Genomic DNA, 22104 nt, shown 5'->3' with positions numbered 1-22104 from the left:
ACTCTGCCGTAACCGAACGCCGCGTGGCAATTCTGTGTTGCGTGTGAAAGCTCACATCCCGTTTGGCCCCTGGGATTTCAGGAAAGCTCCACGCGCGAAGGCGCCGCCCGGCTAGGCTCTTGGCCTTTGCCGGACGGCGCCAACTGCCGCTCAGGGCAGGTCAGATGTGGCCGTCCTCCAGCATTTCGGTCACAAGCGCGGCAATCTGGGACCTCTCGGACCGAGTCAGCGTGACATGGGCGAAGAGGGGATGTCCCTTCAGTTTCTCCACGACGGCGACGACTCCGTCATAACGGCCTACGCGCAGATTGTCCCGCTGTGCCACGTCATGGGTGAGCACCACCCGCGAGTTGGCGCCGATCCGGGACAGGACGGTCAGCAGGACGTTCTTCTCCAGGGACTGGGCCTCGTCCACGATCACGAACGCGTCGTGCAGCGAGCGCCCGCGGATGTGGGTGAGCGGGAGCACCTCCAGCATCCCGCGCGCGGTGACCTCCTCGATGACCTCGCGGCTGGTGACCGCCGAGAGGGTGTCGAAGACGGCCTGCGCCCACGGGCTCATCTTCTCCGCCTCGGTGCCCGGCAGATAGCCCAGCTCCTGCCCGCCGACGGCGTACAGCGGCCGGAAGACCATCACCTTCTGGTGCTGGCGGCGCTCCAGGACCGCTTCCAGGCCCGCGCACAGCGCCAGCGCCGACTTGCCGGTGCCGGCCCGGCCGCCCATCGAGACGATGCCGACGTCCGGGTCGAGCAGCAGGTCGAGCGCGATGCGCTGCTCGGCGCTGCGGCCCTTGATGCCGAACGCCTCCCGGTCGCCGCGGACCAGCCGGACGTTGCCCTCGGCGGTGACCCGGCCGAGGGCTTTGCCGCGCTCGGACTGGATGGTCAGACCGGTGTGCACGGGAAGGCCGGCCGCCTCCGGGACGTACACGTGTCCTTCCTCGAAGAGGATGTCCACCTGCTCACCCGGCAGGGTGAGTTCGGTCATCCCGGTCCAGCCGGAGTTCTCCGTGATGGCGAGTTCGGCCCGGTACTCCTCGGCGAGGAGGCCGACCGAGGACGCCTTGATCCTCAGCGGCAGGTCCTTCGACACGACGGTGACGTCGAACCCCTCGGCCTGCAGGTTGCGGGCCACCGCGAGGATGCGGGAGTCGTTGTCCCCCAGGCGGTAGCCGGTGGGCAGCACGCTGGGGTCCGAGTGGTTGAGCTCGACACGGATGGTGCCGCCGAGGTCCCCGATCGGGATGGGGGCGTCGAGACGGCCGTGCCTCACCCGGTACTCGTCGAGCCGGCGCAGGGCCTGCCGGGCGAAGTAGCCGAGCTCGGGATGGTGCCGCTTGGCCTCCAGCTCCGTGACCACCACGATGGGGAGCACGACCTCGTGCTCGTCGAAGCGGGCCAGGGCATTCGGGTCGGCCAGCAGGACGCTGGTGTCGAGAACATACGTGCGCCGGTCTGACTTGTGGCGCTTTGTGCTGGTCACCACGGAAGGACGTACCCCCTCGGATGAGGTCGGGGAGCGACGAAGTGATGCTGGACCGGTGTCTGGCCCTCGCGTACGGCGGGCCGTGAACCGGCCCTCCGCGGCTGCTTCCGTGCCTTGACCGCACGGTCGGGCTGGTGCAAAGGGCCTCCCGGGCGGACGGCTCCCTGCCGCCCGCTGAGATCCGACGCCCGTGGTTCGGGTGTCGACCTGCTTGGTCTATGCCCTCGAACATGCGCCGCCATGCAAATGTGGCCAACAGCGCGCCGGTGAACTCCTTGTGACCGGCCCGGGAATCCGGGTGAACGACGACGCCCCGTCACCGGGCGGCGACGGGGCGGGACGGGGCGGAGCGGGCGGTCAGCCGCCGTAGCGGCGGTGACGTGCGGCGTAGTCGCGCATGGCGCGCAGGAAGTCGACCTTCCGGAACGCCGGCCAGAAGACCTCGCAGAAGTAGTACTCCGAGTGAGCGGTCTGCCAGAGCATGAATCCGGACAGCCGCTGCTCGCCGCTGGTGCGGATCACCAGGTCGGGGTCGGGCTGGGCCCCGGTGTAGAGGTGACGGCCGATCATGTCGATGTCGACGGACTCGGCGAGGTCCTCCATCGACAGGCCCTTGTCGTGCGCGTCGAGCAACATGGAGCGCACGGCGTCGGCGATCTCCTGCCGGCCGCCGTAGCCGATGGCCACGTTGACGGTTATCCCGTCGATGTGGGCGGTGGCCTCCTGGGCCTCCTTCAGCGTCCTCTGCATCTGCGCGGGCAGCAGGTCCATCGTGCCGACGTGGTGCACGCGCCAGCGGCCGTCCGCGGCGAGGGTGCGGACGACGTCCTCGATGATGCCGAGCAGGGGGACGAGTTCCTCCTGCGGCCGGTCGAAGTTGTCGGTGGACAGCAGCCACAGGGTGACGACCTCGACGTCGGTCTCGCTGCACCAGCCGAGGAACTCCTCGATCTTCTCGGCACCGGCCCGGTGCCCGTGGACCGTGCTGGAGCCGGACGCCTTCGCCCAGCGGCGGTTGCCGTCCATGATGACGCCGATGTGCTTGGGCACCTGAGCGTGGTCCAGGTGGCCTTCCACCCGGCGTGCGTAGAGCCTGACGAGCAGGCCGCGCAGCTTGTCGCGCAGGTTCACGTGACCCTCCGGGGGTTGGGCGCGGGGGTGGGCGCGGGGTACGGGGTGCCGGAGCCGTTGAGCCTACCGCTGATCGGGGGTTGGTCATGGCCCGGCCCTGCGGGGGAGCGGGGGTGGGGGGCCTGTGGGGGGCGGGGTGTGGTTCGAAAGGGGGCGGGGCTGGGGGGACTGGGGGTGGGTGCCTGAGGGGGCGGGGCGCGGGGGCTCCAGGGGATGGGAAGCGGGGGGGCCTCAGGGGGACGGGGAGCAGGGGTCCGTGGGACCCGCGGGGGGGGCGGGCGGTTCCCGGGGGAGGCTGCGCGGGCGGTTCCCGGGGGCGGCTGCCCGGAGGAGGGCCCCGGGAGGTCTCCGGGAGGCCGCCCCCTGGAGGTCCCCGGGGAGTCGTCCGGAGGTTCGGGAGGGTTTCGCCGGGCTGCCACGGCGGGGCGTCCCCGCCTGGCCGGGGGTGGGCTCCTGCCGGGGCCTGGGAGGGGGGTCCCGCTGGGCCGGGGAGAAGGGTCCGCCCGGGAAGCGGGTGTCCCTGGCGGTGCCCCGGAAGTTCCGGGGGAAGAAAAACGGGCCGGTCCGTGGGGGGGAGACGGACCGGCCCGAGGGGGGGTTTCCACCATAACCCTTCGTAAGTGATGGTGGGTGCATCGGCGTGCCACAACTACTCTCCGGAATCACCCGGCAACGCCCCGCTGGTCGCGGAAGGGGAGATTCAGAGGCCTTTCCCGGCTCGTTCACAGCGGAATCACAGGTAAATCCGCTGCATACGAATAGATTCGCAGGGATTAGGCCATCTTGGGTGCTCATCGGCGAGTTGCCCGGAGTCCCCCCGACGGGCTACGGCGTCAGCGAATGGCGGACTTGACGCTTCCGCTCCACCACCGCATGAAGATCACCTGGCTCACGGCACCGCGCAGCCCCCTCCACTGCGCGGTACCGGCCGCGCAGCTTTGCTCACGCGAATAACCTTGGTCTGAACTTACGTGACCGGTGAGACTCATGTGAAACCGGAGTGGATAACAATGTGGAAACCCTGAGGGAACTCCCGTCAAACTTTCGACAGAAACCCCGCCGGACAGCCGTCAGCCGCCCGCCTGGGTCCTGGCACGCATTACCGGGCGTCGTCCGCGTTCCGGCTTGCGTACGTCGAAGAGCTGCCGGGCGCTGTGCGCGACGAACGGCCCTTCCTTCTCGATCCGCTCGTGCAGCGCCCGGAGTCGCGGCTCGTACGCCTCGACGGTGAAGCCCGGGACCATCCAGACGGCCTTCCGCAGGAAATGGACGACTGCGGCGATGTCGTGGAACTCCATCCGCAGCCGCTCCGCCCGCAGCCCGGCCACTTCAAGGCCCGCCGCCTCGGCGTCGCCCCGCTCCCGCTCGGGGTCGCGGGCACGGCGCACCTCCTCCGGCTGCGGTCCGAGGAAGTACTCGACCAGTTCGAAGACGCTGCCGGGACCCACGTGCTGGGCGAAGTACGTCCCGCCGGTCCGCAGCACCCGGGCGATCTCCTCCCAGTGCGGGCGCACCGGATGCCGGCTGAGCACCAGGTCGAACGCCTCGTCCGCGAACGGCAGCGGGGCGTCGTCGGGGGCGGCGACCACGACGACCCCGCGGGGCCGCAGCAGCGCCGTGGCCTTGGCCGCGTTCGGCGGCCACCCCTCCGTCGCCGCGACCAGCAGCGGCCGGTCCGGTTCCGCCCGGCCCAGCGCGAAGTCGAGCACCTCCCCGCCGCCGGTCTGGATGTCCAGCACGGCACCGGCCCCGGCCAGCCGCTCCCCCGCCGACCGCGCGTACCCCCACGACGGCCGTGCCTCGCCGGCCCGCCCCTCGAACCACGAGAAATCCCAGCCCTCGGTCGGCGCGTCGGCGCCTTCGGCCAGGAGGTCTTCGAAGGAACGGTGCGCTGTCACACGGCCATGATCTCAGCGGAGGTCCGCCGTTTCCCGCCGATTTCCACGGCCGGCGGACCGCCGGTGGGGGCACTGGGTGTGCCGTGAGGGAAGGTGGCTGCGTTCGCGTCGGCATCCTGTCGACGCGGTCCGTCCGTCGTCCCCTCCATCACCCCCTCCGTCCCCCGGGCTCCTCACCACCCTCCCCGGCGACTCCCCTGAGGACCAGCAGCGCATGTTCGTCCGTGCCGTGGCGGACCGTGCCGGAGTGTTCGAAGCCATGCCTGACCAGGAGCCGTACGGAGGCGGTGTTGCCGGAGAAGGGGTCGGCGTACAGGGGGCGGACCGGATCCAGCTGCAGGAAGAGGCCGAGTGCGCGGGTGCCGACGCCACGGCCCCAGTACGGCCGCCCGAGCCAGTAGCCGACGAACCGGCGTCCGTCCTGCGTCCAGGACACGACGCTTCCGGCGGCCTCCCCGCCGACGGTGACCGTCCGCACCAGGCAGTCGGGGTCGCCGAGCACCCGGTTGCGCCAGTGCGGGAAGAAGCGTTCGCGCGGCCGGGGAGTGAACCTCGACCGCCGGGCGGCCTCGGGGTCGTGCTCATAGGCGAAGAAGGCCTCCAGGTCGTCGTCGACGACGGCCCGCAAGGACACGGTCTCGCGCACGTCGGCGTCGGTCTCCTCAGTCATGCGGGCAGTGTGGCACCCGCCACCGACAACGCCTCCCGACCGGCGACCACGCCCAGTCGCCCGGTTGCCGTCAGGGCAGCAGCGGCCGAACCTCCTCCGCGGCGAACCGCACGAACCCCTCCGGGTCGGGTTCGTCCGCCGTCGGCTGCAGCACGACGGTGTCCGCACCGGCCTCGGCCAGCCCCCGTACCGCCTCGGCCACCACGCCCGCGTCCCCGGCGACCCCCACGCCCGCCGACTCCAGCCCCTCGGCGACGAGTTCGGCGCGCAGCCGGTCCTCGGCGCCGGCGCCCGTGGCGGCCAGCAGGTAGACGACGATCCGGTGGGAGCCGCCGCGCCCGGCCGCCCGCCGCCCCTCCGCCACCAGCTCCCGGGCCCGCCGTACTGCGTCTGCCGAGGTGGCGGCGGTGAGGAGGGTGCCGTCGGCCTTCTCGCCGGAGAGCCGGAGCGTACGGGGTCCGGTGCCGCCCGCGAGGATGTCGACGGGACGCCGCGGGGGCCAGTCGAGGGCCACGTCGTCCAACTGGACGTACCGCCCGCGCACGCTGAGCCGTTCGCCGCGCAGCAGGGCCCGCAGGGCGTCGAGGTGCTCGCCGAGCAGCCCGAGCGGGGAGGCGGCTCGGGCGCCGACCTGCCCCATCCAGTCCTGGACCCCGTGTCCCACGGTCAGGATGGCCCGGCCGGGGAACATCCGCTCCAGCGAGGCGGCCTCCATGGCGGTGACGGCGACGTTCCTGAGCGGCACGGGCAACAGCCCGATCCCGACCCGCACCCGCTCGGTCCAGGCGAGCGCGGCGGCGGCCGTGGACACCCCGCCCTCCAGGAAGCAGTCCTCCCACAGCCACAACTCGTCGAGTCCCGTCGCGTCCGCGACGCGTGCGACGTCCCGCAGTCGCTCGGGAGGAAGCTGGGGGCGGAATACGACACCGAGTCCTGTCATGGCGCTCTTCCTAGTGGGGAGAACGGGGAAGTACAACGCAATTACGCGGGTGGCGAGTTGAGTGCCGGGGGAAGGGGATGGCGGGCATGGGACGCTGGCGGGACGGCCGGGGGCGACTGGTCGTGCGGACGGGCTCCGGAGCGGCGACGGCCGCCGCGGGGGTTCCCCTGGAGATCGCCGCCTCCTACCGGGCCCGGACCAAGGGGCTCCTGGGCCGGGACTCCGTCGAGGGGGCGCTGCTGCTGTCGCCGGCGAGCGGGGTGCACACCTTCGGCATGCGCATCCCGATCGACGTCGCCTACCTGGACCGCCACCTCACCGTCATCGCCGTCCACACCATGCCCCCGGGCCGCCTGGGCCTGCCCCGCCTCCGGGCACGGCATGTGCTGGAGGCGGAGGCGGGGGTGATGGCGGGGTGGGGGGTGGACGTGGGTGTTCGAGTCGAGGTCGAGCCCGAACTATAGGTCTGGGTCGACCGGCGTTCGCCGACCGCTTCCCGCCCCGTGCGGAGATGCCCACAGCCCGTCTTCAGGCGAAAGATCTGCCGTCTCTACAGACATCCGTTTTCTCGACAGCCGCTGTGTAATCAATGATGAGCCGCCTCATCGCGTCGGCGTCCTGGTGATCGGGCGACTGCATCTGGAATGCCGTGAAGATGTGACTTCCCGGGAGCTTCCTGTGCGTACAGCGCCGCGTTTTCCCGAATGCCTCCCAGCCGGAATAGAGGAACCTTCCCCCCTCGGCTTCGTGGGCGAGCCGGGAGTCCGCCTGTCCCCCCACGAAGTACGCGGTGCTGCTGCTCGTCAACCACATCTGGCTGATCTCCACCGCCACGTGGGAGTCGACGCGGAGCTGGCAAGTCCACGACAGAGAGTCGGGAACATCCTTCTTGATGGTCAAGTTTCTACCAGTAGGCATGAAAGGTGCCAGCTCGTCATGGTCGACCGGAATCCCGCACAGGGAGTGGGGGACCGCGTACTCACGCTGCTCCTTGTGGCCACTGCAGCCAGCAACAGCGGCCAGAAGACTGGCGACCACGATCACTGCGACCCCAGAAATGCTTTTCCATTGAAAGCGGAGGGCGTTCAATGACTCTCCTTCATTCACCCCGGAATGTCTGCGGTACTTCCCGGCGTCTGACCGTGAACAACAGCCCAGGAGTTCTGGTAGCCCTGATGGGCAGAATTCCCCGCGTATGCCACAAGGTCCGGACTCAGGTGGTATCGCTTCACAGCTTGTTCTGCCGCCTTTTGTGCGTACGCGGCGTTGCCGTGCAGGCCACGGGCCCAGACTTTTCCTTCGTCGTCCTGAGCGTCATCCGCCGCGCTGCCCTGGACGTCCTGGAACAGCCACTGCAAGGCCGCGCCCGTCGCGGTGCCTGCCGCGCCGCCGACAACCGCGCCGGCCGCGGGGGAGCCGATGAATGACGTTCCTACGCCGACGGCCGTACCGATGCCACCGGAGACCAGGTTCTGATACTGGGCGACAGCATGGTCGAAGGAGTCGTCCTTTCCCTTCGCGACACTGCCGATGGCTTCCATACGGGCCTGGCTGAGGATCCCGGAGACCTCGCCGCTCCTCTCGGCGACGGTCTGAACGAGGAGTTCGTGGTCGCTGGTGAAACGGTGGCCGGCCGGCAGGTCGGGGTTCAGGTGGTGCTGCAACAGATTCGACATGTAGGCCTTCTGGCCGACTTCGACGGCAGCGTATCCCTCGGGGTTCTGCCCCACGGCGAACAGGAACTTGTTCACGTCCCGCCCATCGACATCGGCCGCAGCGCCGTCGATGGGGTAGAGCAGATCCGTGTGCGGCAAGTCGCTGTTGGCGCGGTTGATGTCCGGCAGGTACTCAGAGGCGATCTGGCCCATGCTGTCCGACATGTAGCCGCGATCGGTGAGCAGTTCCTGTTTGTCCGCTGTGGCGGAGACGATCTCCTCGAACAGTTTGGTCTGGGCACTGGTGTGGGCCGGGGTGTCTGCCGTGGGGATCTCGCCCGCCGGGTGGCCGGTGGTCGCCGCCTCCAGGGCCTGGGCCAGGTAGTTCTGGCCGGCGATGCTGTGGACATCGTGGGTGTCGTGGACGTCCATGGGCCACTGCCGCTGCTTGAAGAGATACTCGAAGTTGGAGACGGCCTTCTTGTGGTCGTCGTCCTGCGGGACGAAGTCGTCGTCGAAGAAGTTCGTGGCGGCCGCGGGATTGTTCGCCAGGCCCTTCAGGTACCCGTTGAGCGGATCCCAGCCGCCGTCGGAGCCCTCGTGGTTGAGCCGAGGACAGATACTCGCCTGCCAGGCCACGTTCTTGCCGTCGTGCGTATGGAACCGTTCGGATTTCATCAGCGCGCGGCCGTAATCGGTCATGAACCGATCGTCGAAGTCACCGTTGCGCATCAGGTTGCTCATCACCTGGAAGCCCAGCACTTCGCCGTGGGTACCGACGGGCTTGTTGCCCGACGCGATGACCTGCTGTTTCCACGCCTCCATGCCCGCGCTGTCCGACTGGCTCGCGGTGGCCAGGGTCAGGCTCAGGTTCTTCTGCAGTTCGGCGTACTTGTATCCGCGGTCATAGGCCAGGTGCGCGCCCTCGCGGTCGTCGTTGAGGCCGAGCCAGAACCTCTCCGTCCCCTGGGCGCCCAGCCGCTCGGCGAACTCCTCCGCGAACAAGGGGTCGTCGTGGTACTGCTTCAGGCCGGCGTTGATCTTGTCGAAGTCGGCCGGGGTGAGCTTCGACGGGTCCTTCCTCGCCAGTCTCGCCAGCGCGTCGGCCTCCTGGACGGCCTTCGCGGCCGAGTCCCGGTTCTCGTAGACGACACCGGTGAAGCCGTACCTGCTCTCGTCGACGAGCGCCATGAGGACGTCGGTGGCCGTGCTGTCGCTCTTCGCGGCGTTGCCGAGGATCCTCTGCACCTCGTCGCGCAGGTGCTCCTCGTCCGCGACGCCGTGGTCGGAGACCTTGGTCCCGTGTCCGGCACGGTCCGGATGGACGGCCATGGTGACGGTGAAGCCGCCGTCGCCGGACGGCATCACGGTGAGGTTCTTCTTGCGGCCGTTCTCGATGGCCTGGTGCAGTTGCTCCTTGTAGTGCTTCAGCTCGTCCCGGGTGTCCTGAAGGATCTTGTGGATGGAGGACGCCTCCTTGGTGGCGTCCTCGAACTCGCCGGCGGTCTTGCCGATGAACTCCTTGGAGACGGAGGCGTTGACACCGTGCCAGTCGGCCTTGACCGCCTTGTCGTGCAGTCCGTCCCTCGCCTGCTTCTGCAGGTCGGTCAGGTTGCGGACGAGCAGTCCCCAGTCGTGGACCGCGTCGTCGAGCTGTTTGAAGTCGGCTTGGTAGAGGTCCTCGAACTTCACTCGACGGCCCCGCTCAGTGCTTCTTCTGCGGGTAGTAGACCGGGTTCTTCTCGCCCGGTTCCCCCGCACGGTCGTCGAAACCGGCGTCCAGGGTGTCGATGCTGCTCATCTGGCGCCCGATGTAGCCGTCGTCGCCGGAGTGGATCTTCTTGGTGACGTGCATGTGGTTGGAGATCTGTGCGCACGCGTCCAGCAGCGACCTGAGCTGGTCGTCCCAGCGCTGGGCGACGTGCTTCAGCCCCCTGCCCAGGGTGAAACCCTGCTTCGCGAGGTCACCGGCCGCGGACTCGCTCGCCGACTGTGCCACCCGGGCCTTGTTCCACAGCTGGTCGTAGAGCGAGTGGGCCTCTTTCCCGATGGCCATGAGATCGCTGTTGCCGACCTTCAGGTCGCCGTAGGTACCGCTGCTCGCGTCGATCGGGTCGGCGAGGTGGTTGAGCTGCATGCGCGCGGAGCCGCGCTCCTTCGCGCCGGTTTTGAGCCGTTCCCACTCGTCCCACGCCATGTCAGGGCCTCTCCCCGTAGTCGCTGTCTCCGTGCGGCCGCCGGGATCCCGGGGGCCGGCCCGCGACCCTGTGGTCAGCACCTCAGGGTTCGCGCAGAGTGTCCATGTCCTGTCTGTGCGTAACAGGAGCAACAGCGGCACGATAGCTGAGGCGTTGAGGCGTCACCGGCTCCCGACGCTGTCGGGAGCACAGTCGGCTGGAAAGCGCCGCTGAGGCCGCTTTCGTGCGCCGGCCGGGGCGTATCTGAAAGCGGTCACCGCTGCGGGCGGTCACGGCTGGGTACGGGGGAACGTCACCTCCACGCGGCGGTTCTTCCGCCGGCCCTCCTCGGTCGCGTTGTCGGCGATCGGGTACTGCTCGCCGTAGCCGCGGACGTCGAAGGTGATCGTCGGGCTGTTCAAGTCCTGGTCCAGTACGGCCTGTACGGCGTTGGCGCGCTGCTTGGAGAGGGTGTCGCCGTGGGCGGAGGAGCCGAGGTTGTCGGTGAAGCCGAAGACGCGGACCCGGGTGGCGTTCTGCTTCCTGATCTCCTCGGCGATGGCGGAGATGCGGGACTTGGCCTCCGGACTGATCTTCGCGCTGTCCTTGCCGAAGAGCACCTCCGCCTGGAGCGCGAACGTCACGTCGGCGTTGGTGTCCTCACGTCGCTCCTCCCCGCTCTGGTCCTCCACGACCGACTTGATGTCCAACACCTTGGCCTCGGCCAGCGTGGCGCCCTCGGGAAGCTTCAGGTCCGGATCCGTGGGGTCGACCTTTACCGGGGCGGCGGCGGAGGGTTCGGTACCGGGGGGCTCGCTGGGGCCGGTGTCGTCGGCCATCGCGGGGGTGGCGGACAGGTGCGCGATGAGCAGGAGGGCGGCGGAGGTGAGGGCGAGGCGGGGTGTGGTGGTCACTGGGGCCTCACCCGGAGATCTTGATGGTGGCACTGGCGAAGGTGGGCAACTGGAAGCTGACTTCCGTCGTGCCGGCCGGCGGCGCCGGGAACTGCATGAAAACGGGAACGGTGTCACCCGCCTTGACCGACTGGACGCCGATCGTGGTCAACGGCCGTCCGTCGGTGTCCCGCAGCACGTAGTAGCGCTTCTTCGCCTCAGAATCGACGAGAGTGGCGCCACCGAAGGACTGCCCGTTCTTCATGATCTCTGTCTCGTTACCGGTCAGCTGCGACGAGAGCACGGCATCCTTGCCACTGTCATTCTTCAACTGGGCGTTGACAGTGACAAATCCGCCCGAATCCCGCTGCGCGGACATGATCTTCAGAATCAGTCCATCGGGGCCCCTCAGTTCCGCCAACGGCTTTTCAGGCTGGCCCTCCTGAGCGCTCGCCTGAGAACCGCCCCGCTTGGAGGCGGATGCGGATGCTTCCGGCTTCTTGTCGTCAGTGCCCCCACCGCCACAACCGGCTACACCGACGGCCAAGCCGACAGCAATGGTCATGGCAACCATTCCCCTGCGAGCCTTCGCAGTGAACCGCATGCTCATCGCGCTGCTTCCCTTTTCCATCGTCGTCCGCTTTTCAGTCGGCGGCCAGGTGAACCTCGAAGAGGTCCTCGGGTGCGGGCATGGTCGCTTCGTTGTCCGGGTCCAGCTTCCAAAGCTTGCCGCCACAGGTGAGTTGGGGCAGTCCATCGTCACCACCAGCATCACGGGGATCGCCGGGATCGCCAGAGAACGTACAGCGCGATTCGATGACGGCCGCCGCAGAAGCCTTGGAGTGGATGTCCTCGGTACCCGGGACGACGGAGTCACCGACCGACTTGTTGGTCTCGACATCGACCGTGTACCGCAAGAGCCGCCAATTGCAGTCGTTCAGCGTGGCGTCGTTCTGGGCTGCGAGTTGCTCCGCCCGCCCGCACGGGTTGTCGACAGGCACCTTGCCCTCGAAGACGTCCTGCCACTTGTCCGGGTCGAGTAGGTCGGCGACCCAGGCGGCCGCGAGTTGGTCACGCCCGTTCTGTGCTGCCGCCAGCACCGCGGCATCAGCCGCCGTCTGAGCGCCACCGCGATTCACCGCGGCCTGACCGACCGCAAGATAGACGAACGCAAGAAAGAGCAGGCCCGCCACCACCGTGATGTAGATGGGGAAGGCCTGCCCAGAGTCGCCGTCTGTACGCCGGAGGATCAGGTGATCTCCGTGATCTTGGCTTTGATCTTGTCGAGGATGGTCTTGCCGATGTCCGTCCCCGTGATCGCCAGAACGATCGCGACCACCACCGCGATGATGCCCAGGTACTCGACCGCAGTCTGCCCCCGGTCGCCGCCGTGACGACGCATCGCCTTGACCGTCGTGTTCTTCCAACCGTGCAGGCGAACCTTGGTCGCCACAGCCGTCTTCAGCAATAGATCGCTCACGGTGCTCCCCTCCGGGCTTGCTTCCGACCAAGGCACCGTAGGGCGCTCCCGCAGACTGAACAGAGGGCCCAAGGACCCAACCCCAGGCCCATTTCCTCCCCGGGTTCCCGTCCTGCCGCCGCATTTCAAGCCACCCCCAGCCACTTCGCCGTCGCCTGGGATCTCGTGGTGCTGTGGAGCTTGGCGAAGATGCGGTTGATGTGGTTCTTGACCGTCTTCTCGCTGATGAAGCAGGCGGCGGCGATCTGCTGGTTGGTCATGCCGGACGCGATGAGGTCCATGATCTCCACCTCCCTCGTACTCAGCCGGAACCGCGACCGGAACGACTGTCCCATAGATGGTTGCAGATGCGAAAGGGCCGAAGGTGGTGAATCCGTTGCAGTTGCGAGGTGTTGATTGTCGGTGTGTGCAGGTGCATCTCCTCGGAGATCCTCCAGCAACGCCCTCGCCGCCCCCGGCGTCACATGCGGTCTCCCCTCCCGGACATCCCGCACCGCCCGCACCAACTGCTCCGTCGTGAACTCGCCGTGCACCAGATATCCCCCCGCCCCCAGCCGCAGCGCCTCCCGCACGGTCTCCGTCTCATGGCTGTAGGTGAGCATCATGACGGGGGCCAGCCCCACCAGGTGGGGCAACGCCGAGATTCCGTCGACTCCGGGCATGCGGACGTCGAGGAGGACGACATCGGGCCGGTGACGGACCGCCGCCTCGTACGCCTCCCGGCCGTCCCGTGCCTCCGCCACCACCGTGGTGTCCGGGTGGCCCGACAGCAGGGCCGTCAGGCCGGCGCGGACCACGGGGTTGTCGTCGGCGACCAGGAGCCGCAACGGCGGGGCGGCCGGAGTCGGGGGTGGGAACGGCGTGCTCGCGGTGCCGAGTTCGCCGTGTGACGGCCTTGGGTGGCGTGTGGGCCGCATGGTGCCTCCTCTCAGGGGTTTCCGGGGGCGGGGGGCGACGGGGGGCGGGCGGGCAGGGGGATGTCCAGGCGCACTTCCGTACCGCGCTCGTGCGTACCCCTTCCGATACGGATCCGGGCCCCCGCCTGCGCGGCCCGTTCGACCATGCCGAGCAGGCCGAAGTGGCCGGATCCGCGGAGCCCTTCCAGGGTGGTGCCGGGTGGAAGGCCGGCGCCGTCGTCGTGGATGGTCAGGCGGAGCAGCTGGCCGTCGACCGATGCCCGTACGTCCACCCGGGTCGCGGACGCGTGGCGGTGGGCGTTCTCCAGTGCCTCCGTGGCGATGGCGAGGAGGTGGCGGGTCAAGGCGGGTGGGAGGGGCGGGGTCCCGCCGGGCGAGAAGCCACCGGGCGTGGCCTCGTCGGGCACCGTCCCTCCGGTCTCACCCCGGTCCCCGTGCGTCCCCCTCTGACGGCCGCCCGTCCCCGTCCCGGCCCCGTCCGTCTCCTCCCACGCCCAGCGGCACGTCACCTTGAGGCCGGTTCGGCTGGTGACGTCCGTTGCCTCCCGCTCCAGTGCCTGCCACAGGGCGAACGCCTCGTCCGGTGACTCCGGGACGTCCCGTCGTAGGTCCGTCAGCAGTTCCCGGGACTCCGCCGCCGCCCTGCGGGCCGAGCGGGACACCAGTTCCGCCTGTTCCCTGATGCGGGCCGGGTCGGGGGTCGCGGTCGAGGCCGTGGTGGCCAGGCCGTCCGCCGCCAGGGCCACGCCGTAGAGGGTCTTGGCCACCGAGTCGTGCATCTCGCGGGCCAGGCGTGCGCGTTCCGCGCTCACCGCCTCCGCCGCCGCGAGGCGGGCCTGCACCGTCGTCAGGGCCTGGGTCGCGGCGCCGAAGCGGAGCATCAGGTTGCGCAGGGTCGATCCCATGGCACCGGCGATGACGCACAGGCCGGGCAGCAGCAGGGCCTCGGCGACGGGCGCGTGCCGGTCGGTCTTCAGGGTGGCGTGGACCAGCAGCAGGATCAGGGACTGGAGTGAGGCGAAGCAGGCCGCGCCGCGCCAGCTGTAGACCAGGCCGGCCAGCAGGGGGGTGCAGACGCTGACGTAGGCGAGGGTGGTGTCCGGGCCCGCCGAGACGAGGAGGAAGGAGCCGAAGACGGTGTCCGCGGCCAGCAGGCTGGGGTGGCGCAGGAGGAGGGGGCCGAAGCGTTCCCAGTCGCGGAAGAGGACGTAGGACACCATGAAGGTGACGACCACGGCCGCGCCGACCAGACGGGCGCCCAGGCCGGGGGCCGCGTTGAGGAGGGCCGCCGGGGCCGACACCAGAATCATGGCCAGACGGAAGCCGAAGACCTGGCGGCACATCGCCTGGAGCGCGCGGATCTGGAGCTTCTCGGAGGGCTCGGCCGGGGGGAGCACGGCCGGGTGCGGCGATGCTTCCGACTCCCCGCCGCGTGCCGGCCCGCTACCGTCCGCCGACCCGACACCGTCCGCCGACCCGACACTGTCCGTCGACCCGACACTGTCCGTCGATCCCACACGGTCCGCCGACCCCGCACGGTCCCCCGAACCGATACCGCCCGCCGAACCGACACAGCCCCCCGAACCGGCACCGTCCGCCCACGCACTACCGCTCGCCCACGCCACACCGTCCGCCAACCTCACACGGCCGGCTGACCCGACACCATCCGCCGACCCGCCCCCACCCCCCACCTCGACACCAACCGCCTCGACACCAGCCACCCCGACACCAGCCGCCCCCGTCCCGACGCCCCCAACCAGCCTCCCCCGCAACCACGCCCCGAGACGCCCCCCTCGCCTCCCCAGCTCCCAAAGTGCGCCCCGCGTCCCCACCGCCCAACGCGCCCCCCGCACCCCTCCCCTCCCCACCCCCCGCCCCGTGAGCCCCATGCCCATCCCCGCCACCCCGTCCCTCACTCCCCCGTGAGCGAGCCGAAGTTCACGCCGGAGCCCAGCAGCAGGCCCGCGCCCAGCAGGAGCATCGTCGCCGGGACCATGAACGTGGTGATCATCAGCGTGGCCTTGGGCACCGCGCGCGCGGCCTTGCGGCGGGCGTTCTGGGCGTCGGTGCGGCGCATGTCCTTCGCCAGGGAGACCAGGGTGTCGACGATGGGCGCGCCCAGTTCCTCGCCCTGCTGAAGGGCCGTGACGAACATCGCCACCTGCTCGGAGTCGTTCCGCCGCCTCAGCTCCGCGAAGGCCTGGCGGCGGCTCATGCCGAGGTCCATCTGGCGGAGGGTGATGCGGAGTTCGTCGGCCCACGGCCCCTCGTAGCGGAAGGCGACCCGGTCCAGGGCCTGGCGGAAGCCGAGGCCCGCGCTGACCACCACCGCGAGGACGTCCAGGAAGTCGGGCAGGGTGCGTTCGATGACGTCCTTGCGGACCCGGATGGCCGACCAGAGGCCGACCTCCGTCCAGAAGGCGCCGAACAGGAGGAGGAGTACGGCCACGAACCAGTGGCCGCGCAGGAGGAAGACCAGGAAGCCGACGGCGCCCAGTGCGCCGTAGACCGCGCGGCGGGCCGCGTAGCGGTCGATGGTGAGGCCGCCGGGGTTGCCCGCGAGGTCGATCTTCCGGCGGTACCTGGCCACCAGGCGCGGACCCATCAGGCGCAGCACGGCGGGGGCGTAGCGCATGCCGAGGCGGTCGACGGCCGAGCCGACCGCGCCGGTGCGGGTGGCGCCCACCTCCAGGGCGACGGCGAGGTCACCGGGGAGTTTCGCCTCCGCGCGGTACATGCGGAGGCCGGCGAAGACGCCCCAGACGCCCACGCCCATCAGCAGGGCGAGCAGGTATGCCATCGGGTCACCTTCCTCAGACGTCGATCCGGCTCAGGCGGCGGATGAGCACGAAGCCGACGGCGTACATGGCGAACGCGATGATCACGCAGGCCTGGCCGACCGGGGAGCCGGTCATGCGGTCAAGCGCGCCGTCCTTGACGCCGTTCATCAGGAACAACGCGCCGATCCCCAGGACGGGTACGGCGTACGACGTCATGGTCACCTGGGAGAGCTGGGTGCGGATCTCGCGCCGGGTCTCCTTGCGCTCCTCCAGGGTTTCGGTCAGGTTGCGCAGGGCCGAGACCACCTGGCCGCCCGCCCGGTTCGACAGGACCAGTGTCGTGACGAGGACGACCAGTTCGCGGGAGGGGAGGCGGTCGGCCAGCTCGCCGAGCGCGTCCTCCAGGGAGTGGCCGATGGAGAGCTGGTCGGCGACCTTGGCGAGTTCCTCGCCGGCCGGGGCCTCCAGCTCCTCGGCCGCCATGCCGATCGCGGTGCGCAGGGCGAGGCCGGCCTGGGTGGCGTTGGCCAGGATGCGGGCCAGTTCGGGGAGCTGGTTGATGAAGCGTTCGATGCGCTTCTGACGCTGCCAGTTGAGGAACTGGACCGCCGCACCGATGCCGAGGAGCCCCGCGAGGGGACCGAAGAAGGGGGCCAGGGTGGCCTGGCCGATCACCCAGAGCGCGGCCACGGTCGCGAGCATGGCGGCGAAGAACTCCCCCGGCGTGACGTCCAGGCCGGTCGCCGCCAGGCGCCGCTCCAGCCCGCGGCCGAGGCGGGTGCGGCGCAGCCGCCGGTCCAGGTCGCGGAAGCGGCGGGTGCGGCCGGCCGCGGTCGGTGGGCCGGTGTGGACGAGGCGGTCCACGAGGGCGGCGCGCCGGGCCCGGCCGGAGGCGTGGGCGTGGACGCCGGCCACCGCCAGGACACAGGTCAGCAGCGTCACTCCGGTGGTGAGCCGGACGAGGGTGTGGAGTTCCATGGTCGGGGTCCTACCTGGCTTCTCGGGTGGCTAGCTGGTCGGCGGAGCGGGCGACGCCGAAGGCCTGCGGGAGGGGCTGGCTCGCCATGTAGAGGCGGTCGGCGGTGCGGCGGGGCAGCGGGAAGTAGCGGAAGGCGCCGTGGACACGGCCGTCCGGGGTCATGGGCTGTGCCTCGAAGCGGGCGACGGTGGCCAGCCGGTACGGCTCTGAGCCGTGGCTGTCGAGCAGGGCGATCTCGGTGATGCGGCGGGCGCCGTCGGCGAACCGGGTGAGCTGGACGATGACGTCGACGGCACTGTTGATCTGGTCGTGCAGGGCGACGAAGGGGACCTCGACATCGGACATGGAGGCGAGGGTCTGCAGGCGGGTCAGGGCGTCCTCGGCGCTGTTGGCGTGCACGGTGGCCAGGGAGCCGTCGTGGCCCGTGGACATCGCCTGGAGCATGTCGAGGGACTCGCCGCCGCGGACCTCGCCCACCACGATCCGGTCGGGGCGCATCCGCAGGGAGTTGCGGACCAGGTCGCGGATGGTGACCTGGCCCTTGCCCTCGACGTTCGGCGGGCGTGACTCCAGCCGGACCACGTGGGTCTGCTGGAGCTGGAGTTCGGCGGAGTCCTCGATGGTGATGATGCGCTCGTGCGCGGGGATGAGGCCGGACAGGGCGTTGAGGAGGGTGGTCTTGCCGGTGCCGGTGGCGCCGGAGACGATGATGTTGAACTTGGCCTGCACGAGGCCCGCCAGCAGGTACACCATGTGCTCGTCCAGCGAACCGAAGCCGATCAGCTCCTGGAGGGTGAAGGAGCGGGGGAAGCGGCGGATGGTGAGGATGGGGCCGGTCAGGGACAGCGGCGGGATGATGACGTTGACGCGTTCGCCGGAGGGCAGACGGGCGTCGACCATGGGGTTGGACTCGTCCACGCGGCGGTTGACCGTCGACACGATCCGCTCGATGGTCTGCATCAGCTGGTCGGCGGAGACGAAGCGGAGGGGGAGCTGTTCCACCCGGCCGCCGCGCTCCACGAAGATCGCGTCGGGCCCGTTGACCATGATCTCGGTGATGGACGCGTCCTCCAGCAGCGGCTCCAGGATGCCGAGGCCGAGCGCCTCGTCCACCACCCGGCGGATCAGCTGGGAGCGCTCGACGGTCGACAGGACCGGGCCCTCGCGGCTGATGATGTGCCCGAGCACCCGCTCCAGCCGGGCCCGGCGGTCGGCGGCGGCGAGCGAGCTCATCTCGGCGAGGTCGATCTCCTCCAGCAGCTTGGCCCGGTAGGAGGCGACCAGGTGCCCGTCCTCGCCCCGGCTGCCGTGCTCCTCCGGGGTGCTGATGCGTGCCCGCAGACTCATGGGTCGCTTCTCCTCGGTCGGTGGTCGAGCGGCATGGTGGCGGACTTGGTGGCGGAGCCGAGGTCCCAGACGACGGTGGGGATGTGGACGGTCGCGGTGACGGTGACCGAGTCACCCCCCGGGGCGGCCGCGCAGGACACCGTGAGGCCGCCGCTCACGGCGTCGGCGCAGGCCTGGCCGTACGACTGCCCCAGCGACGCCGCCCGCGCCCCCGCCCTGGCCGCCGTACCGGCCTGCTCGGCGGCGTAGGCGACGGCGCCGATCTGGAAGCCGGCGAGGCCGACGACGAGCAGGACGGGGATGAACCCCAGGTACTCGATGGCGACCTGGCCGCGGTCGCGTCCCGGGTGGCGGTACGGCATCTCAGTGCTTCGCCTCCTCGACGGCTCCCGCGTGGCCGTGCACGGTGACGGGGAAGTCGACGAGGCCGGGGAAGAGGACGGGCACCTTGACGGCCACGTCGGCCGTCACATAGCCGCTCCCGCCGCAGTGGTCCACGCCGGCGCCCTCCCGCCACGCCCCCGACAGGTGTTTCAGCGCGGCCTGTTCGCACACGCCGAACCGCTGCCCCGGTGGTGCCGCCGTCCCCGCCCGTACGCCCTCGTCCGCTGCGTTCCCCGCGAGCGTGTAGGCGTAGCCCACGAGCACGGCCTGCCACATGAGCAGCAGGGTCAGAACGATCAGTGGTGTCATGCCGAGGAACTCGATGCTCACCTGCCCCCGGTCCCCGCCCGGTCTTCTCATGGCAGGTTCACTCCTTCCGCCGCCGCAGACTCACCGGACCCCGCCCGCCGCCGCGGTGGGAGGATCCCTCCGCCGCCTTCACCAGTCCGAGCTCCCCCGCGAGCGCCCACAGGGCCTGCTTGACCGTGCTCCTGGCGTCGAGTTCGTGCACCCGGCCCGCGTCCACCACACCCTGGAGTTCCTTGAAGTTGGCGGGTACGGCCGTACGCGCCAGCGCCGTCCCGGTGATGCGCTGCACCAGGGCGGGCTGGATCTCCGTGTTCCTGGTCTGCCGGTTGACGACCACCGTCGTCTCCTCGGCCTTGCGGATCTGCAGCCGGTCCCACATCCGTACGGTCCGTTTGGCGGCGCGTACGGCGATGACGTCCGGGGTGGTGACCAGCAGCGCGGTGTCGGCCATCTCCACCACGGCGGCCCCGGCGCCGCTCAGCTGGGCCCCGCAGTCCACCACGACGACCTCGTAGCGGGAGCGCAGCGCGCCGACGACCTGGCGGGCGGCGCGGTCGGTGACCTCCTCGCCGCGTTCGCCCTCGCCGGGCGCGAGGAGCAGGGCGAGCCCGGTGTCGTGGCGGAAGACTGCGTCGGCGAGGACGCGGGGCGAGATGTCGGTGATGGCGGCCAGGTCGGCCACCGAGCGGCGGAACTGGACGTCCAGGTACGAGGCGATGTCGCCGGTCTGGAGGTCGAGGTCGACGAGGGCGGTGGCGCGGCCGGAGGCCTGGGCGGCGAGGGCCAGCTGGACTGCGGTCAGTGTCGCGCCGACGCCTCCCTTGGCGCCGCTGACGGTGACGACGGTGCCGCCGACACCGGTGAGCAGCTCGGCGCCGTGCCCCAGGTGCCGTCGTACGCCCGTCGACCACTGGGCGACGGCCTGGACGCGGTGGGCGAGTTCCTCGTACGACAGCGGGAGCGCGACCAGGCCGCGGGCGCCGGAGTCCATGGCGGCGGCGAACAGGCCGGGGCTCGCGTCGGTGGTGACGAGGATGACGCCGACGGCCGGGAAGCGCAGGGCGACCTCGCGGATCAGCTCCAGGGCCGGTACGGGCCCGATGCGCTCGTGGACGACGACCACCTCGGGCAGTTCGTCGAGGGACTCGGCGGCGAGCCGGGCGAGGCCGTCGACCAGCTGGGTGGAGTCGGTGACCGGGGGCTGGGGCTCGGCGTCGGGGAGCTGGCTGAGGAGGGTGGTGAGGGAGCGGACGGCGTCCGGGTCCGTGCCGGCCGGGAGGATCCTGATGGGCATGGCCGCCTCTCACTTGTCCGTCGCGAGTTCGTAGGTGCGGTCCTTGTCGGGGACGCTGGTCTCGCTGCCGGGGGCCACGAGCGCGAGCCGGACGCGCTGGGCGAAGGACTCGGCGTAGGTGATGCGCTGGGCGTCGATGGTGGACAGCGCGAAGGTGATCGGGACGGCCTCGGTGGCCTGCCGGTCCTTGTCCCGGTCCGGGTCGAGGGCGGTGATCTGGCCGACGTCGAGGACGCGGGCGTTGGTCACGATGATCTTCGACTGGTCGGGGTCGCCCTCCTTCCTGCCCTCGAAGGTGGCGTAGACGTTGACGCGCGACCCCGGGGTGATCTTCCCGGCCACACCGGTCGCCGCGTCGATCATGATGGCGACCTCCTGCTGACCGGGCTGGAGGGCGGGCTGGTCCACGATCATGTCGGTCTGGAGCAGGGAGCCGGTGTGCAGCGTGGTCACGGCGATCTTGCCGCGGATCTGCCCCAGGTCGGTGACGGCGTTGCCGGACAGCCACCGCCTCGGCATCCGGACCTTCTCGAACTGGCCCGCCTCCAGCGCGGTGTACGGCTTCACCTCGGACCTGACCCGGTAGGCGGCGACCTCGGGCCCGACCTTGGAGTTCACGTCGTGGATGACGGAGAGCACGCCGGCGAACGCGCCCAGCGCGCACAGGACCGACAGGATCAGGAGTATCACGCCGCGGCGCTGACGGGAGTTCATGAACCGTGCAACCTCATTGGGGGAATCGGTCGAGCGGGATGTGAGGGTCGTGTCCGGGCCGGTCAGGCGGGCGTGCGTTGCTCCAGGGCGCGGGGCGGTTCGTGGGCGGGCGGGGTGGCGGAGCAGAAGACGCAGCGGTCGCCGATGACGTCGAGGCCGCACCAGTGGCAGCTGCTCTGCCGTACCGAGGTGACCAGTTGGTAGAGGACGGACAGGTCGGCGAGGTAACCGCAGAACTCGACCATGCGGCCGGTCCCCCACCACGCCGGTGACTCGGCGGGCAGGGGGACCTCGCGTACGCCGTGCACGCCCCACCGGCTGCCGAGCCCGCCCGCCCAGTCGCTCTGCAACTGCCCCTTGGCGACCAGCAGCCAGGTGCTGAACTCGGGTCCGTCGAGGGTGGCCTCGGGGCCGACCCGGACCAGCTGGGGCTCCGGATGGGCGAGCACGGCGAACTGGCTGCCCGGCACCCAGGAGCGGGCGTGCGCCTTCAGCCCGACCGGGACGCGGTCCAGTTTGGCGACGGAGCCGAGGACGGCGCCGGCGTGGATGTAGTGGGTGAGCAGCCGTGCGGCGGAGGCGAGCACGCCCGGGCTGAGGTCGCAGGAGGCGAGCTGCCGCAGCTGCCGGGCCAGCACGGCGATGCCGAGCGGCGGCAGCGCGGGCCGGAACAGGGCGATCCGGTCGCTCTCCAGCAGCGAGCGCAGGGTGTACAGCCGTCGCACGACCGGCTCCGGGGTGGCCTGGGAGCAGACGACGACCACGTATCCGTACTGCTCGACGAGAGCGTGGAGTTCGGTGAGCGCCGCTTCCAGCGGCCTGCGGTCGATCTCGGCGAGCACGACGGCGGGCATGGTCCGCTCGTCCTGCGCCGGCAGCGCCATGTCGGCGCTGGTCACGGCAATGGCAGTTGGCACGCGCAGCTCCCCGCTCTTCACACCGTCCGGCCCCACCGGCATCACCGCAGTGCGCCAGGACGACTTCATTGCGTGACTACCTGAGCACTGTAACCACGGCCGTATGGCCGGAGAACAGCGTTTGTGAAGCCGG

Annotated in this window: 23 protein-coding genes; 1 reads left to right on the top strand and 22 read right to left on the bottom strand. The window is 70.2% G+C overall.

Annotated elements, in window-relative coordinates; translation table 11 throughout:
• Positions 1-160: 160 nt before the first annotated feature.
• The 5 genes from ACZ7N4_RS09675 to ACZ7N4_RS09655 form a co-directional block, all read right to left on the bottom strand.
• Positions 161-1486 carry a PhoH family protein gene (locus ACZ7N4_RS09675; protein WP_471355743.1) on the bottom strand — a complete coding sequence of 442 codons (1326 nt, stop codon included), beginning with the start codon at positions 1484-1486 and terminating at the stop codon, positions 161-163.
• Positions 1487-1843: 357 nt separating this feature from the next.
• Entirely contained in the window at positions 1844-2617 is a 774-nt protein-coding gene (locus ACZ7N4_RS09670) for an isoprenyl transferase (protein WP_471355741.1), read from the bottom strand.
• Between the two features lie 1070 nt (positions 2618-3687).
• Complete coding sequence (locus ACZ7N4_RS09665; protein WP_471355739.1) at positions 3688-4515, bottom strand: methyltransferase domain-containing protein; 828 nt, start codon at positions 4513-4515, stop codon at positions 3688-3690.
• A gap of 148 nt (positions 4516-4663) precedes the next feature.
• On the bottom strand, positions 4664-5185 hold the full coding sequence (locus ACZ7N4_RS09660; protein ID WP_471355736.1) for a GNAT family N-acetyltransferase: 522 nt from the start codon (positions 5183-5185) through the stop codon (positions 4664-4666).
• Positions 5186-5255: 70 nt separating this feature from the next.
• Positions 5256-6161 (bottom strand): LLM class flavin-dependent oxidoreductase, encoded by a 906-nt coding sequence (locus ACZ7N4_RS09655; RefSeq protein WP_471355734.1) that lies wholly within the window; start codon positions 6159-6161, stop codon positions 5256-5258.
• A 50-nt stretch (positions 6162-6211) separates the two neighbouring features.
• Here ACZ7N4_RS09655 and ACZ7N4_RS09650 point away from each other — a divergent pair, with 50 nt between their 5' ends.
• Positions 6212-6589 (top strand): DUF192 domain-containing protein, encoded by a 378-nt coding sequence (locus tag ACZ7N4_RS09650; protein ID WP_471355732.1) that lies wholly within the window; start codon positions 6212-6214, stop codon positions 6587-6589.
• A gap of 64 nt (positions 6590-6653) precedes the next feature.
• Here ACZ7N4_RS09650 and ACZ7N4_RS09645 read toward each other — a convergent pair whose 3' ends face one another.
• The 17 genes from ACZ7N4_RS09645 to ACZ7N4_RS09565 all read right to left on the bottom strand — a co-directional run bounded on the left by ACZ7N4_RS09645 (position 6654) and on the right by ACZ7N4_RS09565 (position 22013).
• Positions 6654-7214: a hypothetical protein gene (locus ACZ7N4_RS09645; RefSeq protein ID WP_471355729.1), complete on the bottom strand. Its 561-nt coding sequence runs from the start codon at positions 7212-7214 to the stop codon at positions 6654-6656.
• Positions 7215-7228: 14 nt separating this feature from the next.
• Entirely contained in the window at positions 7229-9472 is a 2244-nt protein-coding gene (locus ACZ7N4_RS09640) for a hypothetical protein (RefSeq protein ID WP_471355727.1), read from the bottom strand.
• A 13-nt stretch (positions 9473-9485) separates the two neighbouring features.
• Complete coding sequence (locus ACZ7N4_RS09635) at positions 9486-9977, bottom strand: hypothetical protein (RefSeq protein WP_471355725.1); 492 nt, start codon at positions 9975-9977, stop codon at positions 9486-9488.
• A 270-nt stretch (positions 9978-10247) separates the two neighbouring features.
• Positions 10248-10871, bottom strand: a complete 624-nt coding sequence (locus ACZ7N4_RS09630) for an OmpA family protein (protein WP_471355723.1) — start codon at positions 10869-10871, stop codon at positions 10248-10250.
• 7 nt (positions 10872-10878) lie between these two features.
• Positions 10879-11460 (bottom strand): hypothetical protein, encoded by a 582-nt coding sequence (locus ACZ7N4_RS09625; protein WP_471355721.1) that lies wholly within the window; start codon positions 11458-11460, stop codon positions 10879-10881.
• 34 nt (positions 11461-11494) lie between these two features.
• A complete protein-coding gene (locus ACZ7N4_RS09620) occupies positions 11495-12103 on the bottom strand; it encodes a pilus assembly protein TadG-related protein (RefSeq protein ID WP_471356179.1) in 609 nt (202 codons plus the stop codon).
• A complete protein-coding gene (locus tag ACZ7N4_RS09615) occupies positions 12100-12330 on the bottom strand; it encodes a hypothetical protein (protein ID WP_471355719.1) in 231 nt (76 codons plus the stop codon). The genes ACZ7N4_RS09620 and ACZ7N4_RS09615 overlap by 4 nt, the downstream gene beginning before the upstream one ends.
• 125 nt (positions 12331-12455) lie before the next feature.
• Positions 12456-13247 carry a response regulator gene (locus ACZ7N4_RS09610; RefSeq protein WP_471355717.1) on the bottom strand — a complete coding sequence of 264 codons (792 nt, stop codon included), beginning with the start codon at positions 13245-13247 and terminating at the stop codon, positions 12456-12458.
• An 11-nt stretch (positions 13248-13258) separates the two neighbouring features.
• Positions 13259-14764: a sensor histidine kinase gene (locus ACZ7N4_RS09605; RefSeq protein ID WP_471355713.1), complete on the bottom strand. Its 1506-nt coding sequence runs from the start codon at positions 14762-14764 to the stop codon at positions 13259-13261.
• Between the two features lie 395 nt (positions 14765-15159).
• Entirely contained in the window at positions 15160-16047 is an 888-nt protein-coding gene (locus tag ACZ7N4_RS09600) for a DUF5936 domain-containing protein (protein ID WP_471355711.1), read from the bottom strand.
• A gap of 13 nt (positions 16048-16060) precedes the next feature.
• The gene (locus ACZ7N4_RS09595) at positions 16061-17005 is read right to left on the bottom strand and encodes a type II secretion system F family protein (protein WP_471355709.1); all 945 of its coding nucleotides are present in this window, start codon (positions 17003-17005) and stop codon (positions 16061-16063) included.
• Between the two features lie 10 nt (positions 17006-17015).
• Positions 17016-18353 carry a CpaF family protein gene (locus ACZ7N4_RS09590; RefSeq protein WP_471355707.1) on the bottom strand — a complete coding sequence of 446 codons (1338 nt, stop codon included), beginning with the start codon at positions 18351-18353 and terminating at the stop codon, positions 17016-17018.
• Complete coding sequence (locus tag ACZ7N4_RS09585; protein WP_471355705.1) at positions 18350-18715, bottom strand: TadE/TadG family type IV pilus assembly protein; 366 nt, start codon at positions 18713-18715, stop codon at positions 18350-18352. The genes ACZ7N4_RS09590 and ACZ7N4_RS09585 overlap by 4 nt, the downstream gene beginning before the upstream one ends.
• 1 nt (position 18716) lies before the next feature.
• Positions 18717-19097, bottom strand: coding sequence for a TadE family protein (locus tag ACZ7N4_RS09580; RefSeq protein WP_471355702.1), 381 nt, complete (start codon positions 19095-19097; stop codon positions 18717-18719).
• A 7-nt stretch (positions 19098-19104) separates the two neighbouring features.
• On the bottom strand, positions 19105-20340 hold the full coding sequence (locus ACZ7N4_RS09575; RefSeq protein ID WP_471355700.1) for an AAA family ATPase: 1236 nt from the start codon (positions 20338-20340) through the stop codon (positions 19105-19107).
• 9 nt (positions 20341-20349) lie between these two features.
• The gene (gene cpaB / locus ACZ7N4_RS09570; protein WP_471355697.1) at positions 20350-21054 is read right to left on the bottom strand and encodes a Flp pilus assembly protein CpaB; all 705 of its coding nucleotides are present in this window, start codon (positions 21052-21054) and stop codon (positions 20350-20352) included.
• Positions 21055-21116: 62 nt separating this feature from the next.
• On the bottom strand, positions 21117-22013 hold the full coding sequence (locus ACZ7N4_RS09565; protein ID WP_471356178.1) for a hypothetical protein: 897 nt from the start codon (positions 22011-22013) through the stop codon (positions 21117-21119).
• Between the last annotated feature and the right edge of the window lie 91 nt (positions 22014-22104).

The sequence above is a fragment of the Streptomyces sp. NPDC107654 genome (assembly GCF_055639035.1).
Note: the sequence above shows the minus strand (reverse complement) of the source record. Positions and strands in the feature narration are given on the sequence as shown.